Genomic DNA, 16764 nt, shown 5'->3' with positions numbered 1-16764 from the left:
CATGGCCAGCATCGGAAAAATCCTGCGCCGCACTTTCCTGATCGGGTCTGCCGCCATCGTCGGCGGCGTGGCCTTCGGCGTTTATTACGTCAATCGCCCTGCCAAAAACCCGCTGAAACCGGGCGAAGGCGAAGCGGCCCTGAACCCCTTCATCCTGATCGATCAGAACGGCGTGACCCTGTTTGCGCCCCGCGCCGAGATGGGCCAGGGCGTGAAAACCACCTGGGCCGCCCTGATCGCCGAAGAACTGGACGTGGATCTGGATCAGGTCACCGTTCTGCACGGGCCTGCGGCGGCGGCCTATTACAACTCGGCCTTGATCGGCGAGAGCCTGCCCAACAAGGGCTATGACGTCTCGAACTTCCAGCACAACCTGGGAGAGGCCCTGGGCGTGATCGGCAAGGCGCTCAGCCTGCAGGTCACCGGCGGATCGACCTCGATGAAGGACGGGTTCGAGCGGATGCGCGCGGCCGGCGCCTCGGCCCGCGAAACGTTGAAACAGGCGGCTGCCGACCGGCTGGGCATTGACCGCGACCAGTTGAAAACCGGCTCGGGCCACGTCATCGCGCCTGATGGCAGCAAAATCGCCTATACCGAGCTGGCTGCCGACGTGGCGCAGATGGATCCGATTGAGGCGCCCCTGCGCGACCCGTCTGAATGGCGCTATCTGGGCCGGACCCTGCCGCGTCTTGACATGGTGGAAAAGGCCACCGGCACGGCCCAGTTCGGCGTTGACGTGCGCCTTCCGGGCATGAAATTCGCCAGCGTGCGGATGAACCCCAGGCTCGGCGGTCAGATGTACGGCTTTGACGACAGCGCCGCCCGCGCGATGCCGGGCGTCGAAAAGATCGTCGATCTTGGCAATGGCGTTGCGGTGATTGCCACCAACACCTGGCTGGCAAACCAGGCGGTCGAGGCCATCGACGTCGATTGGGGCGAGGCCCCCTATCCCCCTGAAACCGAAGCCATCTTTACCGAGATCGCCAAGGCCTTCGACGCCGATCCCAACTCGACCATGCGCGATGACGGCGATGTCAGCACCGTTCCCGAAGGCGCAACAGTGATCGAAGCTGAATACACTGTCCCCTACCTGGCCCACGCCACGATGGAACCGATGAACGCCACCGCGCTGTTTACCGGCGACGCCTTGGAATTGTGGTGCGGGAACCAGGCGCCCACGCTGATCCAGTTCCGCGTTGCCAACACCGCGGGCCTGGATACCGAAGCAGTCCAAATCCACACCACCTATCTGGGTGGCGGGTTCGGTCGCCGTGGAGAATTGGATTTCGGCGAAATCGCAACCAAGGTTGCCATGGCGGTACCCGGCACTCCGGTCCAGACGACTTGGAGTCGCGAAGAGGATATGCGTCACGACTACTACCGCCCCGGCGCAATCGCCCGGATGCGCGGCGCGGTTCAGGATGGCAAGGCAGTGCTCATCGACGGTGCGGTCGCCGCGCAGTCCTGCACGCAGCAAGCCGTCGAGCGCTACACCGGAATGCCCGGCGCCGGCCCGGACAAGGTGCTGGTCGAAGGGTTCTTCAATCAGCCCTACGCGGTGCCGAACTATCGCATGAGCGGGCACATCGCCGAACTGAAGATCCCTGTAGGTTTCTGGCGCTCGGTCGGCAACAGCCACAACGGCTTCTTCCACGAGACATTCATCGACGAGATGGCCCATGCCGCCGGACGCGACCCGCTGGAGTTCCGGCTGGAATTGATGCGCGACGAACATGCGCCCTCGGCCGGGTGCCTTGAGGCGGTGCGCGACATGTCCGGCTGGACGGGCAAGACCCCAGATGGCTTGGGGCGCGGCGTGGCCTTCACCTACAGCTTCGGTACCCCGGTCGCGCAGGTGATCGAGGTGGTGGACGAAGACGGCACCATCCGTATCAGCAAGGCCTGGATCGCCTGCGACATGGGACTGGCGCTGGACCCGGATAACGTAAAGGCGCAGATGTTCGGCGGCATGATGTATGGCCTGTCGGCGGCATGCTATGGCGAAATCACCTTTGCCGACGGCGAGGTCGAGCAAATGAACTTCCCCGACTATGACGCGCTGCGCATGCACACCGCGCCGCAGGTCGAGGTTCAGGTTCTGGAAACCAATCGCTTCATGGGTGGAGCGGGCGAACCCGGCACGCCGCCCTCGATGCCGGCGCTGGGCAACGCGCTGTTTGACCTGACCGGCCAGCGCGCCCGAACCCTGCCGCTCAACAAACAGTTCAACCTGCTGGTATGAAACGAAAAAGACCGGCATGGTCGCCCTGGCCGGTCTTTTTCAAGCGTGACCGCACAGGGGCTAAAAGTTCACAGAAAGATAGATGGACGCCTCGGTTGAATCGAGATCGGCCTCGAACAGGCTCAGGTATCCTATCGAGGCTTCGAGAAACACGGCATCGCTGGCTTGCGCCCGCACACCCAGACGTGTGGCCCAGGTCAGATCGTCTAATTCAGCCCCCGCCGTTTCAAAACCAAAATTTACCCGGTCTATCCAGTAAGATGCGCTGACTGAAACGTAAGGCGACATGATGGATCTCGAGGTCACGAAGGGCCGACTAATCTCCAACTCGGGTGTCAGGGCACCATACCGCGCGCCGCCGACTTCGCTCATGATGTTCGTGGGACTTCCCGCTAAGCTACCGCTCAGTTCAAATTCCGCGGCGCCATAGTCATAGTAGTCAAAGGCAAGGGAGGGGCGCAAAACAAAAGCCCCAGCTTCATACTGGCCGATCGCCTCGAGGTTTGCCCGCCAACGCGAACGATCAAAGCTGCCATCCAGCTGCAACACTGAAACGTCCGTTGTAAACCGGCCATATGTTGCAACGCCGGTCAAAACCCAGGTTTCGCTGGAGCGCCATGAAAAATAGGGGCCCACAGACACCCCACTCACATCCTTCGCAAGCTGACCACTGAAGCCTTGCGTGTTCGTGTTTTCGTATTCGACCTGAAAGCCAAGTACCAAGTCCTCGCGAACAAGCCGATCGATACCCGCTGCGAAATAACTGTCTGAAATATCCGTGTCCCGAAAGCCCCGAGTGTCTTGGGTTTCGGTATAGGTGAAATCAGACCACACGTTCCAGGGGGGTGGGCGGCGCCCATTCCCGTCCCGGCGTCAGTGGTGGACCCACGACCGGGTCGCACAGCGCCGGGTCCAGCTTACCCGACGCCTCCTGAACGCATGCAGACCTTGGGTAGTAGTCACGTCGGCCATTGCCACTGCTCGTGCGCGGCACCGCTGTCGTGGCGACACCACCACCGCCCGAGCCGCCGTTGCCGCTGCCACCAAAACCACCGCCCGAACCGCCGTTGCCGCCACCGCCAAAACCGCCGCCCGAGCCGCCGTTGCCGCCTCCGTTACCCCCACCCCCGCCCGGCAAGGTCCAATCACGTTTCTGGTTTTGCGTATCAATCAGGCAGTCATTGCCATTTGGCGCACCACCTTGCTTGAAAAGCCGGTGAACGCCACCGCTACCATTGGAGACAAAGGGCGAAAGCGAAAGATGAACACCCTTCCGCGAACTGCTCCACGTGTCGACCGTCGAATTGCCTTGGGCGGCTTCCAGTCGGAAATTTCCCTGCCCCGTTGCAGACAACCAAACCGAAGAGGCAGAGTCCCGGGTTCGTCCAATATAAACCAAATCGCCCAAAGAACCGCATTGTTGCGCAAATGCTTCCGACGAAAAGACTGCCGCCGTGAACATCGGCACCACCCAGCGTCCTACCGGGAAGGCAAATTGTCCAAGGTTTGACATCGGTGAATTCCCTCAAAACCGCCGCCTGCGCCGAAAAAGGGCCGACGTCAGCAACAGCCTGCTGTTGCATCAAGGAATTCGCAACGCCCATGGGGTCGCTTACCAAAATACTCCTGACACCATGCCCAAATAACGACAGCTGGCGGACAACCGTCGCCTAGCACGAGCCCGGAAGGCAATCAGGCCGTCATTTGATAGGGTGCAGCCTTGTTTCCCCGAGCCCAGGCCCGAACGGCGTCGCCGAAGGCCTGAAACAGGGGCCGCGACACCGGGTCATTGGCGGCATCCCATTCCGGGTGCCATTGCACCGACAGGGTAAACCCGGGCGCATCTTGGATATAGATCGCCTCGGGCGTACCATCCGGCGCGTGGCCGTCGATCACCACGCCCTTGCCCACCGTCTTGATGCCCTGCCCATGCAGCGTATTGGTCATCACCTCACTGGCGCCGAACAGTCGGTGAAAAACCCCGCCCTCCGTCAGCTTGACCACATGGCGCAGGGCGAATTTCTCTTCCAGCGTGCCATCGGGCGGCATGCGGTGGTTCATCCGGCCGGGCAGATCGCGGATTTCCGGGTACAAAGTGCCGCCCATGGCCACGTTGACCTCTTGGAACCCTCGGCAGATGCCCAGAAAGGGCTGGCCGCGTTCCACGCAAGCCCGCACCAGCGGCAGGGTGATTGCATCACGCGCCCGGTCGAATTCACCATGCGCGTCAGTTGCCGGCTCGCCGTATTCCTCGGGGTGAACGTTAGGGCGGCCACCGGTCAGCAAGAAACCGTCGCAAACCTCAAGCAGCTCGGCCACGTCGACATAGCGCGGGTCGGCCGGGATCAGCAGCGGCAGACAGTTCGAAACATTCGCGACCGCGTCCGAATTCATCGTTCCACCGGCATGGGTGGGATACTGGTCGTTCATCAGATAAGAATTGCCGATGATGCCAACGACGGGTCGGGACATTCCGCTACCTTGCTGTTTTACATGCACTGGTCGGAAATTATCCGCCCCTTCAGTAACGTGCAAGAAAACACGCCCTGCACCATGGCGCAAGGACGTGTTCAGATACGCACATATCGTTTCCGATTTCCGCAGAGCGCTGGACGGATTTCCCGAACGATCTGCCGTGTGCGTGACGGCAGCACCAACCGATCAGGTCTCGCCGGTCAGCCCAGCGGCATCGATCCCGGCCATGGCTGCAACCACGTCGTTGTCCGAGGTGTCGCCGGTGACGCCGACGGCCCCGATCACCGCGCCCTTGCGGTCGCGCAACAGCACGCCGCCCGGCACCGGCACGACCTGACCGCCATAGACCCCATTCACCGCGGCCATGAAATAGGCCTGCGCCTCGGCCCGCTGCATCTGGGCGGTGCCTGCCATGCCCAGCATGACCGATCCATAGGCCTTGCCATGGGCAATCGCGAACCGGCCGGGGGCCGCGCCGTCCTCGCGCTCGAAGGCGATGACATGGCCGCCAGCGTCCAGCACCACCACCGACAGGGGTTTCAGGTCCATCTCGCGCCCTTTCTCAAGGGTTTTGCGAATGATGGTGCGGGCCTTTCTGAGTGAAACCGACATGATCTTGTCCTCTGTCTGCGGTGGTCTGTCCCGGTTCTAGCCCTGACGGGCCTTCAGTTCCAGCCGTCGCGCATGCAGGACCGGCTCGGTATAGCCCGAGGGCTGCACCCGCCCCTTGAACACCAGGTCGCAGGCGGCCTGGAAGGCGATGCCGTCGTAACCCGGTGCCATGGGCTGATAGGCCGGGTCGTCCGCGTTCTGACGGTCAACCACTGCGGCCATCTTCTTCATCGCGGCCATCACATGATCGGCGCTGATCACGTCGTGATGCAGCCAGTTGGCCAGCGCCTGGCTCGAGATCCGGCAGGTGGCGCGATCCTCCATCAGACCCACGTCGTTGATATCGGGCACCTTCGAGCAGCCGACGCCCTGATCGACCCAGCGTACGACGTATCCCAGGATGCCCTGTGCGTTGTTCTCGATCTCGCGGGTGATCTCGTCGTCGCTGAGGTTGCGGCCGCCAAGCAGCGGGATGGTCAGCAGATCGTCGAGCGTGCCGCGCGGGCCTCCGGCAGCGATCTCGTCCTGACGGGCCAAGACGTCCACCTTGTGGTAATGAGTCGCGTGCAGGGTCGCTGCGGTGGGCGACGGCACCCAGGCGCAGGTCGCACCGGCCATGGGGTGGCCAATCTTGGCCTCGAGCATCTCGCCCATCCGGTCGGGCATGGCCCACATGCCCTTGCCGATCTGCGCCCGCCCCTTCAGACCGCAGGCCAGCCCGATATCGACATTGCGATCCTCGTAGGACTGGATCCATGGCGTATTCTTCATGTCGCCCTTGGGCAGCATCGGCCCGGCCTCCATCGAGGTATGGATTTCATCCCCCGTCCGGTCGAGGAATCCGGTATTGATGAAGGCCACCCGCGATTTCGCGGCGCGGATGCACTCCTTGAGGTTTACCGAAGTCCGGCGTTCCTCATCCATGATGCCCAGTTTCACGGTGTTGCGCGGCAGGCCCAGAATGTCCTCGACCATGTCGAAGATCCGGACCGAAAACGCCACCTCTTCGGGTCCGTGCATCTTGGGCTTGACCACATAGACCGAACCATGGACCGAGTTGCCGCCATCACGCTGCAGGTCGTGCATCGCGATCAGCGTGGTGCACAGAGCGTCCATCAGCCCCTCGCCGATCTCGTTGCCCTCGGCGTCCAGCACGGCTGGGTTGGTCATCAGGTGGCCCACATTGCGCACCAGCATCAGCGACCGGCCCTTGAGGCTGCCGGCCGATCCGTCGGGCCGGGTAAAGGCGATGTCCTCGGACAGTTTGCGGGTAAATGTATGGCCGCCCTTCGTGACCTCTTCGGTCAGATCGCCTTTCATCAGGCCCAGCCAGTTGCCATAGGCCACGACCTTGTCCTCGGCATCGACGCAAGCCACCGAATCTTCGCAGTCCATGATGGTGGACAGGGCCGACTCCAGGCGCACATCGGAGATGCCCGCCGGGTCCGAGGCTCCAATGGTGCTGGACGGGTCAATCATGATCTGGATGTGCAGGCCGTTGTTCTTCAGCAGCACGAAGTCCGGGACCTCGGCTCGGCCGCCGAAGCCCACGAATTTCCCGGGCTCGGCCAGCGCCGGAACCAATGCGCCGCCTTCGACCTTCAGACCGGATACATCGGCCCAGCTGCCTTGGGCCAGCGGTGCTGCCTCGTCCAGAAACGCCTTGGCCCAGGCGATGACCCGCGCACCGCGGGCCGCGTCATAGCCGCTCCCTTGCGGCAGGTCGCCCATCGCGTCGGTGCCATAGAGCGCGTCATACAGGCTGCCCCAGCGGGCGTTGGCCGCGTTCAGGGCAAAACGCGCATTGGTGATCGGCACCACCAGCTGCGGGCCGGGCGTCGCGGCGATCTCGGGGTCGACATTCGCCGTGTCGATCTGGAAATCGGGGCCTTCATCCAGCAGATAGCCGATTTCGCGCAGAAAGGCTTGGTACTCGGCCATGTCGATGGGTTGCCCCTTGCGGGCCAGGTGCCATGCGTCGATCCGGCTTTGGATCTCGGCGCGCTTGTCCAGCAATTCGCGGTTCTGCGGCCCCAACTCGGCCACCATCCGCGCGAGGCCCGCCCAGAACGCATCGGGGGCCACCCCGGTTCCCGGCAGCGCCTGCTGCTCAATGAATTCGGCCAGAACCGTGTCTACGTTCAGCCCGTGCCGGTCTTGTCTGCCGCTCATGAATCGAATCTCCCGCCCTGTCGTAACATTGGTCTAGTTCACCAAATAAGCCGAGCGTTTCCGATAGGCAACTTCTGCGTTCAATTTTTGGTAAAATTTTTTTACCAAAAATCGACATCCCCGGGCCACCCATGGCTTCGATCGCCTTGCAGCCAATTCATGATCCCCCTAACTTCGCGCCCAACATCCATACACCAGAGGCCCCCGATGCGTGACGCCGCCCCCACAACGATTTACCTCAAGGACTACTCGCCGTTCGGTTACATCGTCGACAGCGTTCACCTGATCTTCGATCTGGCGCCGAATGCAACGCGCGTGACATCGCGCATCGCGTTCCGCCCCAATCCGCAGGCCACCGACCGCACGTTCTTTTTGCATGGTGAAGAGCTGAAGCTGATCCGCGCCAGTATCGACGGCACCCCGATCACCCCCGATGTCACCGAAAAGGGCCTGACCGCAAGCGTCCCCGACGCGCCGTTCATCTGGGAGGCCGAGGTCGAGATCGACCCCGGCAACAACACCGCGCTCGAAGGGCTGTACATGTCCAACGGCATGTATTGCACCCAGTGCGAGGCCGAGGGATTCCGCAAGATCACCTTCTACCCCGACCGGCCCGACGTGATGTCCACCTTCACCGTTCGCATCAACGGTGACCTGCCGGTGCTGCTGTCCAACGGCAACCCCACGGGCAAGGGCGAAGGCTGGGCCGAATGGACCGACCCCTGGCCCAAGCCCGCCTATCTGTTCGCTCTGGTCGCCGGAGACCTGGTTGCCCATTCCGACAGCTTCACCACCAATTCGGGCCGGCATGTGGATCTGAACCTCTGGGTCCGCCCCGGGGATGAGGGCAAATGCGCCTTTGGCATGGACGCGCTGAAGCGGTCAATGAAATGGGACGAGGACGTCTATGGCCGCGAATACGATCTGGACGTGTTCAACATCGTCGCCGTGGATGACTTCAACATGGGCGCGATGGAGAACAAGGGGCTGAACATCTTCAACTCGTCTGCGGTGCTGGCCAGCCCTGAAACCTCGACCGATGCCAATTTCGAACGGATCGAGGCGATCATCGCGCATGAGTATTTCCACAACTGGACCGGCAACCGCATCACCTGCCGCGACTGGTTCCAGCTGTGCCTGAAAGAGGGGCTGACCGTGTTCCGCGACGCGCAGTTCACCTCTGACATGCGCTCGGCCCCGGTCAAGCGCATCCATGACGTGATCGACCTGCGCGCGCGCCAGTTCCCCGAGGACAACGGGCCGCTATCGCACCCCGTGCGCCCCGAGAGCTTTCAGGAGATCAACAACTTCTACACCGCGACCGTCTATGAAAAAGGCGCCGAGGTGATCGGCATGCTGAAAACGCTGGTGGGGGACGAGGCCTATTCCAAGGCGCTGGACCTGTATTTTGAACGCCACGACGGGCAGGCCTGTACGATCGAGGACTGGCTGAAAGTGTTCGAGGACACGACCGGCCGCGACCTGACCCAGTTCAAGCGGTGGTACAGCCAGTCCGGCACGCCCCGGGTGAAGGTCGAGGAGGATTGGGCCGACGGCACCTATACCCTGACCCTGTCCCAGAGCACCCCACCCACGCCCGGCCAACCCGAGAAGCTGCCGCAGGTGATCCCCGTGGCCGTGGGCCTGCTGGGTCCCAATGGCAACGAGGTGCGCGGCACCGAGGTGTTGGAACTGACCGAAGTGCGCCAGAGCTTCACCTTCGATGGGCTGGCCACGCGGCCCGTCGCCTCGATCCTGCGGGGGTTCTCGGCGCCGGTGATCCTGGAGCATGACCGACCCAACGCCGAACGCGCGTTTTTGCTGGCCCATGACACCGATCCGTTCAACCGGTGGGAGGCCGGACGGACGCTGGCGCAGGACACCTTGCTGCGCATGATCACACAGGACGCGGCCCCCGATGCCGAATATCTGGATGGCTTGCTGGCCGTTCTGCGCGACGCCGATCTGGACCCGGCCTATCGTGCACTGATGCTGGGTCTGCCGACCCAATCCGAACTGGCCGCCGCGCTGCACGAACAGGGCAAAACGCCCGACCCGATGGCGATCTGGCGCGCGGTCGAGACCCTACGACAAGCCACCGCCCAACATATGCAGGACCTGTTGCCCCGCCTGCACTCCGAGGCGCTGGTGGACGGCCCCTATTCGCCCGATGCCGAACAGGCTGGAAAGCGCGCATTGGGCAGCGCCGCGCTGGCGCTGACCACCCGGCTGGACGGCGGCGCCATGGCGGCCGAGGTCTATGCCAAGGCCGACAACATGACCCTGCAGCTCAGCGCCCTGTCTTGCCTGCTGCGGGCCGGCAAAGGTCAGGCGGAACTGGCGGCATTCTACGACCAGTGGCACCACGACCGGCTGGTTCTGGACAAATGGTTCGGGCTTCAAGCCTCGCTGGCCGCACCGGACGATGCGCCGCGGATCGCCCGCGCCCTGTCCGAGCATCCCGATTTCAACTGGAAGAACCCCAATCGGTTCCGTGCGCTGATGGGTGGACTGGCAATGAACCACGCCGGGTTCCACCATGCCAGCGGCGCGTCCTACGCCTTGCTGGCCGACTGGCTGATCCGGCTGGACCCGGTCAACCCGCAGACCACTGCGCGCATGTGCACCGCCTTCCAGACCTGGAAACGCTATGACGCCGACCGTCAGGACCTGATCCGCGCCCACCTGACTCGCATCGCCGAAACCCCGAACCTGTCGCGCGACACGACCGAGATGATCTCGCGCATCCTCGGGGCATGACGGCGCCCGAAGGCTCTGGGTTCCGCTTTACCCGCCACAACCGGTCGCCCCGCAGCATCGCCATTCTGGCCGCTGTCTATGCGGGGCTGCTGGCACTTGTGCTGATTTTCGACGCGGCTTGGTGGCTGATTGGGTTGCTGGCGCTGGGCACCCTGCCCGCGCTGTGGGACGTGCTGCGCGACACCGATGCCGGGCTGAACCTGGAGCCTGCAAAACTGCGCTGGCATTCGGGCGCACGGCAGGGCGAGATCGACCTGACCGAGATTGACTTCTTCCGCTTCGACACACGCTGGGACTTTTCGGTGCGCGTTTCGATGGTGCTGACCAACGGCAAGCGGTTGCGCCTGCCGGACGAGGCCCTTCCGCCGCACAAACAGCTGGAACAGGCGCTGCAACAGGCCGGTTTCCGGGTCGACCGGCATCATTTCACGGTTTTCTGAAACGATACCGCTGTTTCCAGGCCCATTGAACCTGATCCATCGCCGTTTTTGCGCACCTGCGCCCGACATCTTGAATTTTGCACAATTCCCCAGCAGACTGGGACTTGGTTTTTTACGAGTTTCAAATAGTCCGAGTGTTCCTCATGTTCCGGTCTTTCAGGGCGGGGCTTGCGCCCCTCAAAGGATTTCTCCAATCTACGCCGCATCAGCACGTCGCGCAGGTCGATCCCGCTGCGGACTGCCTACACCATGTCGGCCGGCTGAACATTCCCGTCGCGCAGACTGACGTGCCAACGGGACAGGATCGGATCGATCGGGGCCGCCATCTGGCCCGCCAAGATCGCTGGGCCGAGCTGTCCGCCGAAATCCGAACGGCCGACCAAACCCGCGCCACGGCACCCGACGGGGCTCCCGTGGCAGACCTGTTGGCCTTCGGCGCACGTTCGGATGTGGTTCTGGCGGTTGAACATGCGTTATCCGACGGCAAGGCATTTGCCGAGTATGATGTGCTGGCCGGAATTTCGGAACTGGAAGGCGTGATGCAGGACCACCCCGGCGACCCGATCATCGCGCTGATCGTAGCCCTGGCCCATATCGACCTTGCATGGGCATGGCGGGGGACCGCACAGGTTTCAACGCTTCCACCGTTGAACCGGGCCCGCTGCGCGGCACATTTCGATCGCGCCGGTGCCATCCTGTCGCGATGGCGGCCAGCAACAGCCGACAGCCCGATCATGGCTGCGGCCGACTGTGCCCTGCTGGGCGGGCAACCGGCCGGCACCCGACGCGTCGCGGACCGGTATGAACGGTTGATCGCGCTGGATCCGTACAACCCCCGGCACATGCGCGCGATGGGCTGCCATCTGCTGCCCCGCTGGTTCGGCAGCTACGAGGAACTGGAGTTGCGGGCCCTGCGCGCCGCAGCCAACACGCAATCAATCTGGGGCGCAGGCGGATACGCCTGGGTCCAGTTCGACGCCATCGCGATGGACGAGATCGCCTGTGCCCGCCTGGACACCGACTATTTCCTGCAGGGCCTGTCCGACATCGTCGCCCGCAGGCCCGACCAGCAGACGGTCAACCTGCTGGCGTCCTATTGCGCCCTGACCATGCAAAGTGGCCAATGTCTGAACGAACAGGCCGATCTGGTGCGCAGCCGCATCGCCGACGCCGCCCAATGGTTGATCCGCGACCACCTGACCGAGTTGCACCCGCTGATCTGGGCGCACGCGGCGAACGGGTTCAACAACTCGGTCCGAGTGCAATCGCCCGAACGGTACGCCGCGCGGGGACACCGCGCCGCCCTGCACGCCATCAGCGACCTGTTCCGCGACGAGCTGCGCGACGGGACTGTCGTGACCTTCACACCCTCGGGCCTGCAGTTGAACACCCCCTGAGATTCGCGCTCCCCGCGCCTTTGCCCCTTGCCCCTTGGACGGTCCGGGCCTAATACGCAGGCCTAGACTTCTGCGGAAATGAGGCGCGCCATGCTCGACTTGACCTATGAACTGCCCAAACCCAAGACCATCGCCGGTGCCAAGCACGACTGGGAACTGGTGATCGGGATGGAGGTGCACGCGCAGGTCTCGTCCAATGCCAAGCTGTTCTCGGGGGCATCGACCAAATTCGGGGCCGAGCCGAACTCGAACGTGTCCTTCGTGGATGCGGCCATGCCGGGCATGCTGCCGGTGATCAACGAATTTTGCGTGGCCCAGGCCGTGCGCACCGGCTTGGGCCTGAAGGCGCAGATCAACCTGAAATCAGCCTTTGACCGAAAGAACTATTTCTACCCCGACCTGCCGCAGGGCTACCAGATCAGCCAGCTGTATCACCCGATCGTGGGCGAAGGCGAAGTGCTGGTCGAGATGGGCGACGGCACCGCGCGCAAGGTGCGGATCGAGCGTATCCACATGGAGCAGGACGCGGGCAAGTCGATCCACGACATGGATCCGAACATGTCCTTCGTCGACCTCAACCGCACCGGCGTCTGCCTGATGGAGATCGTCAGCCGCCCCGACATCCGCGGGCCGGAAGAGGCCGCCGCCTATGTCGCCAAGCTTCGCCAGATCATGCGCTATCTGGGCACCTGCGACGGCAACATGCAGAACGGCAACCTGCGGGCCGACGTGAACGTGTCGATCTGCCGCCCCGGCGACTATGAGAAATACATGGAAACGCAGGACTTTTCGTACCTGGGCACGCGTTGCGAGATCAAGAACATGAACTCGATGCGCTTCATCCAGCAAGCCATCGAGGTCGAGGCGCGTCGCCAGATCGCCATCGTCGAGGCCGGCGGCAAGGTCGAGCAGGAAACCCGCCTGTATGATCCCGACAAAGGCGAGACGCGCTCGATGCGGTCCAAGGAAGAGGCGCATGACTATCGCTACTTCCCCGACCCCGACCTGCTGCCGCTGGAAATCGAGCAGGCCTGGGTCGATGACATCGCCGCCAAGCTGCCCGAGCTGCCGGACGAGAAAAAGGCCCGTTTCATCAACGATTTCGGCCTGACCGACTATGACGCATCAGTGCTGACCGCCGAGGTTGAATCGGCGGTGTACTTCGAAGAGGTCGCCAAGGGCCGCAACGGCAAGCTGGCCGCGAACTGGGTCATCAACGAGCTGTTTGGCCGCCTGAAGAAAGACGACCGCGACATCACCGACTCGCCGGTTTCGCCCGCACAGCTGGGCGGAATCATCGACCTGATCGCCTCGGACGCCATCTCGGGCAAGATCGCCAAGGAGCTGTTCGAGATCGTTTATACAGAAGGCGGCGACCCGGCGCAGATCGTCGAAGAGCGCGGCATGAAGCAGGTGACGGACACCGGTGCCATCGAGGCTGCGCTGGACGAGATCATCGCCGCCAATCCCGCCCAGGTCGAGAAGGCCAAGGTGAACCCGAAACTGGCCGGTTGGTTCGTCGGACAGGTGATGAAGGCCACCGGCGGCAAGGCCAACCCCAAGGCAGTCAACCAGTTGGTTGCGCAGAAGCTGGGCCAATAAGGTCTTTCGGTTTGTACAGGCCGGGCAACTGGGTTTGTCCGGTTTGTAGTCAACAGTCTTGCAAACACGGGCCCGGCTCGATTGAACGAAAGCTACCCGTTGCCGAACGGTTCTTGATCGTGGCATCGCCTTCGGCGCTGATAGGCGACGAAAACCGTCGGTCAGGGCGGTCATTGTTGGCGATCTATGATTCTCGCTGCAACAAGGATGACGCTGGCTGCCGCGGAAACTTCCCTACAGAATAAAATCCGTCTGGTTCAGATCGAAGATACCAGTCAATTGAACTTGGAAATCGGCAGAGCCATCCCCATCGATATCCGCGCTCACGACTGTAACTCCGCTTGTCGTGTTTTTGACGAAACGCAATTCACCTTCGGTGCCAGAGAACGCGGCTTCTCCAATAAACGTAAAAGCCTGATCCAAAGGTTGCGACGTTGCATCGATAGCGGAAACATCAATAACATCTTCCCCTTGAACGAAATCTGTAACGACGTCCCGTTTCGTTCCTCCAACACGCGACTCGGAAACAGCTTTGAATACGAACTGGTCCGCACCGGCACCTCCGGCAAGGATGTCACGACCGGCACCGCCCTGCAGGATGTCGTCTCCCGAACCCCCAGCTAGGTTGTCGTTACCAGATCCACCAATGAGAGTATCATTGTCGCCGCCGCCTCTCAAAATATCCGCCGCGCGCCCGCCGTTCAGAATGTCGTTGCCGGCACCGCCATAAACTCGGTCGCTGCCGCCGCCACCGATCAGTACGTCGTCGCCACTGCCGCCGGAAAGGACATCGTTCCCGGACTGTCCGACGAGTTTGTCCACTCCAGCCTGACCAATTAGTCTGTCATTGCCTTGGTTGCCAAAAACGGTGTCGTTTCCTAGTCCACCTCGGACGACATCGTTACCACTTCCGGCCCACACCGTGTCGTCTCCATCCCGAGCGTTGACGATGTCATTTCCTGCAAATGACTTAATACTATCAGCAAACAACGAACCGGTTAGGCTATCGCTTTTTGCAAGAACAATTGCTGCCGCTTTTTGAAAGTTCGCTTGTATCTGGATTGCATTGTACAGCGCTGCGGCACTCGCGCCAATTCCAGTCACAGTGTATAGTTTCTGACCACCCGCAAACTCGGTGATCTTGTTCATAGTTCCGGACACGCGCCCTGCCGCATCATACCTGAAACTGCCTTCGTAGATCGTTTTCCGAAACCCATCCGAAATAACGATCCTCCCCGAGTTTGCGACCTGCACAAAACCAAACCATACAGATGTGTTCGGTATATCAACGCCGCGATACGCAATCGCTCGAGCCATAACGCCCCCCCAAACTAATTAACCCAACGTCAATTAGTAGACGCGTGTCAGGCGAGTATGTCAATCAATGCACCTTTACCGAGTATCCAAATGGAAAAATCTGCCTATATAGTGCGGTCGTCATACAAGTGGTGCTATGGCGTTTGGGGAACACGCTGCTATAACCCCTTCAACAATTTTGAGGTTGTGTATGCAGCGTTACGAATACAAGGTCGTCCCGGCCCCCAAGAAAGGCACCAAGGCCAAAGGGGTCAAAACGCCCGAGGGCCGGTTTGCCGTCACCATCGAGCAGCTATTGAATGAGATGGGCGCGGAAGGTTGGGAATATCAGAGCGCCGAACTGCTGCCCAGCGAAGAGCGGGTGGGACTGACCGGCAGCACCACGAACTGGCGCAATGTTCTGGTGTTCCGGCGGGCGGTCGAGACCGAATTGCCGGCCGATGAAGCCGAGGCCTTTCTGACCCCGCCCGAACAGGACGATACTCCCTTGGCGCGTCCGGTTCCCGGCCCCGACGCACCGGCCCCGATCGCGCAGGATAATGACGACCCGCCGCTGACGTCGAAGCCGGACAAAGACACCCCCGAGGCCAAGCCGGACGAGGCCGAAAAAGATACCCGGGGCAACTGAACCATTACCGCCACACCGCCTGGCTGGATGCGCGGATTTCGGGCATGCGCCGGTTGCTTGCCAGCGCTCTGATCGCCTTCCGCCGGCCGTGGCGCAATCAGTCGCCAATGTCCAGCGCCAGCGCGTGGATGCGCGGCACGACGTCTCCTAGCGCTTTGTGCACGGCACGATGGCGGGCCACACGGGACTGACCGGCAAAGGCCGCGGCGCGGATGCGGACGTTGAAATGGCTTTCGCCGCCTTCGCGAAACCCGGCATGGCCGCGATGGCTTTCGCTGTCGTCCACGACCTCAAGCTCATAGGGGTCGAAAGCCGCCTGCAGGCGGGTGCGAATTTCCTCGGTCATGGTCATTTTCGTGCTCGTGGACAAATAATTTGCCGCGCCCCTCTTCTACTTTCGGTCACTTAGATTAAACTGCTGCCTCCGAGTCGAAAAGACGCGTTCGTGAGGATGAGCACATGGTAAAACCTGATCCCTTCGGTTTCGACATCTCGGTGTCCAGTGCCAAGAAGAAAAACCCGCGCGGCCGCCGGGGCATGTCGGGCGCATCCGAAACATCGACCCGCGTCTGCGATCACGAAGGCTGTAACGAACCGGGGAAATACCGCGCGCCCAAGGCGCCCGACGTGCTGGATGACTATTTCTGGTTCTGCCAGCAGCACGTGCGCGAGTATAACCAGAAGTGGAATTTCTTCGACGGAACGACCGAGGCCGAGCTGAACGCGCAGCGGTCCAAGGACAAGGTGTGGGAGCGCGAGACCAAACCGATGGGCGACCCTGAGGCGCGCGCCTGGGCCCGCCTTGGGATCGAGGACCCGCATCAGGTGCTGGGCGAGAAGGCCACGAAGAACCGGGGCCGCGAAGCCACGGGCCGACGCCTGCCGCCCACCGAACGCCGGGCGATCGAGATCCTCGAAGCCAAGGACAACTGGACCAAAGCCGAAGTGCGCAAGGCCTACAAGAAGCTGATCAAGGTTCTGCATCCCGACATGAACGGCGGCGACCGCAGTCAGGAAGAACAATTGCAGGAAGTGGTCTGGGCCTGGGACCAGATCAAGGACAGCCGCAATTTCAAGTAAAGCTTCAGCCTTTCAATGAAAAAAGGGCGCCCGATTGGG

General features: G+C 62.1%; 14 protein-coding genes. 7 read left to right on the top strand and 7 right to left on the bottom strand.

The features are described 5' to 3' along the window. Nucleotide 1 precedes the first annotated feature (1 nt). Nucleotides 2-2242, top strand: coding sequence for a xanthine dehydrogenase family protein molybdopterin-binding subunit (locus AC2FME_RS05590; protein WP_496799865.1), 2241 nt, complete (start codon nt 2-4; stop codon nt 2240-2242). A gap of 60 nt (nt 2243-2302) precedes the next feature. Here AC2FME_RS05590 and AC2FME_RS05585 read toward each other — a convergent pair whose 3' ends face one another. From AC2FME_RS05585 to AC2FME_RS05565, 5 genes are all read right to left on the bottom strand, one after another. Further along, a complete protein-coding gene (locus AC2FME_RS05585) occupies nt 2303-3076 on the bottom strand; it encodes an autotransporter outer membrane beta-barrel domain-containing protein (protein ID WP_496799864.1) in 774 nt (257 codons plus the stop codon). Beyond that, complete coding sequence (locus AC2FME_RS05580) at nt 3066-3755, bottom strand: hypothetical protein (RefSeq protein ID WP_496799863.1); 690 nt, start codon at nt 3753-3755, stop codon at nt 3066-3068. The genes AC2FME_RS05585 and AC2FME_RS05580 overlap by 11 nt, the downstream gene beginning before the upstream one ends. Nucleotides 3756-3934: 179 nt before the next feature. Further along, nucleotides 3935-4714: a gamma-glutamyl-gamma-aminobutyrate hydrolase family protein gene (locus AC2FME_RS05575; protein ID WP_490360757.1), complete on the bottom strand. Its 780-nt coding sequence runs from the start codon at nt 4712-4714 to the stop codon at nt 3935-3937. Nucleotides 4715-4903: 189 nt separating this feature from the next. Further along, a complete protein-coding gene (locus AC2FME_RS05570; protein WP_496678876.1) occupies nt 4904-5329 on the bottom strand; it encodes a GlcG/HbpS family heme-binding protein in 426 nt (141 codons plus the stop codon). A 36-nt stretch (nt 5330-5365) separates the two neighbouring features. Then, nucleotides 5366-7501 (bottom strand): malate synthase G, encoded by a 2136-nt coding sequence (locus tag AC2FME_RS05565; protein ID WP_496799862.1) that lies wholly within the window; start codon nt 7499-7501, stop codon nt 5366-5368. A gap of 207 nt (nt 7502-7708) precedes the next feature. Between AC2FME_RS05565 and pepN the strand changes: the two genes are divergently transcribed. From pepN to gatB, 4 genes are all read left to right on the top strand, one after another. Then, nucleotides 7709-10261: an aminopeptidase N gene (gene pepN / locus AC2FME_RS05560; RefSeq protein ID WP_496799861.1), complete on the top strand. Its 2553-nt coding sequence runs from the start codon at nt 7709-7711 to the stop codon at nt 10259-10261. Further along, entirely contained in the window at nt 10258-10701 is a 444-nt protein-coding gene (locus AC2FME_RS05555; protein ID WP_496799860.1) for a hypothetical protein, read from the top strand. The genes pepN and AC2FME_RS05555 overlap by 4 nt, the downstream gene beginning before the upstream one ends. A 143-nt stretch (nt 10702-10844) precedes the next feature. Further along, a complete protein-coding gene (locus AC2FME_RS05550; protein ID WP_496799859.1) occupies nt 10845-12098 on the top strand; it encodes a hypothetical protein in 1254 nt (417 codons plus the stop codon). Between the two features lie 90 nt (nt 12099-12188). Beyond that, entirely contained in the window at nt 12189-13700 is a 1512-nt protein-coding gene (gene gatB, locus AC2FME_RS05545) for an Asp-tRNA(Asn)/Glu-tRNA(Gln) amidotransferase subunit GatB (protein WP_496799858.1), read from the top strand. A 234-nt stretch (nt 13701-13934) separates the two neighbouring features. Here the strand turns inward: gatB and AC2FME_RS05540 are convergent, their stop codons facing one another. After that, the gene (locus tag AC2FME_RS05540) at nt 13935-14849 is read right to left on the bottom strand and encodes a calcium-binding protein (protein ID WP_496799857.1); all 915 of its coding nucleotides are present in this window, start codon (nt 14847-14849) and stop codon (nt 13935-13937) included. A gap of 358 nt (nt 14850-15207) precedes the next feature. Here AC2FME_RS05540 and AC2FME_RS05535 point away from each other — a divergent pair, with 358 nt between their 5' ends. Beyond that, complete coding sequence (locus tag AC2FME_RS05535) at nt 15208-15645, top strand: DUF4177 domain-containing protein (RefSeq protein ID WP_496711480.1); 438 nt, start codon at nt 15208-15210, stop codon at nt 15643-15645. A gap of 97 nt (nt 15646-15742) precedes the next feature. Here AC2FME_RS05535 and AC2FME_RS05530 read toward each other — a convergent pair whose 3' ends face one another. Continuing rightward, nucleotides 15743-15997 (bottom strand): BolA family protein, encoded by a 255-nt coding sequence (locus AC2FME_RS05530; protein WP_490360767.1) that lies wholly within the window; start codon nt 15995-15997, stop codon nt 15743-15745. A 107-nt stretch (nt 15998-16104) separates the two neighbouring features. Here AC2FME_RS05530 and AC2FME_RS05525 point away from each other — a divergent pair, with 107 nt between their 5' ends. Further along, nucleotides 16105-16725 (top strand): J domain-containing protein, encoded by a 621-nt coding sequence (locus AC2FME_RS05525; protein ID WP_496711481.1) that lies wholly within the window; start codon nt 16105-16107, stop codon nt 16723-16725. The last annotated feature ends 39 nt before the right edge of the window (nt 16726-16764 follow it).

Source organism: Ruegeria sp. BHSC026, assembly GCF_059613065.1.
Note: the sequence above shows the minus strand (reverse complement) of the source record. Positions and strands in the feature narration are given on the sequence as shown.

Excerpts from the sequence above, each read along its gene's own strand:
- AC2FME_RS05590 (WP_496799865.1), top strand. The coding sequence starts at position 2 with ATGGCCAGCATCGGAAAAATCCTGCGCCGCACTTTCCTGATCGGGTCT.
- AC2FME_RS05580 (WP_496799863.1), bottom strand. The coding sequence starts at position 3,755 with ATGTCAAACCTTGGACAATTTGCCTTCCCGGTAGGACGCTGGGTGGTG.
- AC2FME_RS05575 (WP_490360757.1), bottom strand. The coding sequence starts at position 4,714 with ATGTCCCGACCCGTCGTTGGCATCATCGGCAATTCTTATCTGATGAAC.
- AC2FME_RS05570 (WP_496678876.1), bottom strand. The coding sequence starts at position 5,329 with ATGTCGGTTTCACTCAGAAAGGCCCGCACCATCATTCGCAAAACCCTT.
- AC2FME_RS05565 (WP_496799862.1), bottom strand. The coding sequence starts at position 7,501 with ATGAGCGGCAGACAAGACCGGCACGGGCTGAACGTAGACACGGTTCTG.
- pepN (WP_496799861.1), top strand. The coding sequence starts at position 7,709 with ATGCGTGACGCCGCCCCCACAACGATTTACCTCAAGGACTACTCGCCG.
- AC2FME_RS05555 (WP_496799860.1), top strand. The coding sequence starts at position 10,258 with ATGACGGCGCCCGAAGGCTCTGGGTTCCGCTTTACCCGCCACAACCGG.
- AC2FME_RS05550 (WP_496799859.1), top strand. The coding sequence starts at position 10,845 with ATGTTCCGGTCTTTCAGGGCGGGGCTTGCGCCCCTCAAAGGATTTCTC.
- gatB (WP_496799858.1), top strand. The coding sequence starts at position 12,189 with ATGCTCGACTTGACCTATGAACTGCCCAAACCCAAGACCATCGCCGGT.
- AC2FME_RS05540 (WP_496799857.1), bottom strand. The coding sequence starts at position 14,849 with ATGAACAAGATCACCGAGTTTGCGGGTGGTCAGAAACTATACACTGTG.
- AC2FME_RS05535 (WP_496711480.1), top strand. The coding sequence starts at position 15,208 with ATGCAGCGTTACGAATACAAGGTCGTCCCGGCCCCCAAGAAAGGCACC.
- AC2FME_RS05530 (WP_490360767.1), bottom strand. The coding sequence starts at position 15,997 with ATGACCATGACCGAGGAAATTCGCACCCGCCTGCAGGCGGCTTTCGAC.
- AC2FME_RS05525 (WP_496711481.1), top strand. The coding sequence starts at position 16,105 with ATGGTAAAACCTGATCCCTTCGGTTTCGACATCTCGGTGTCCAGTGCC.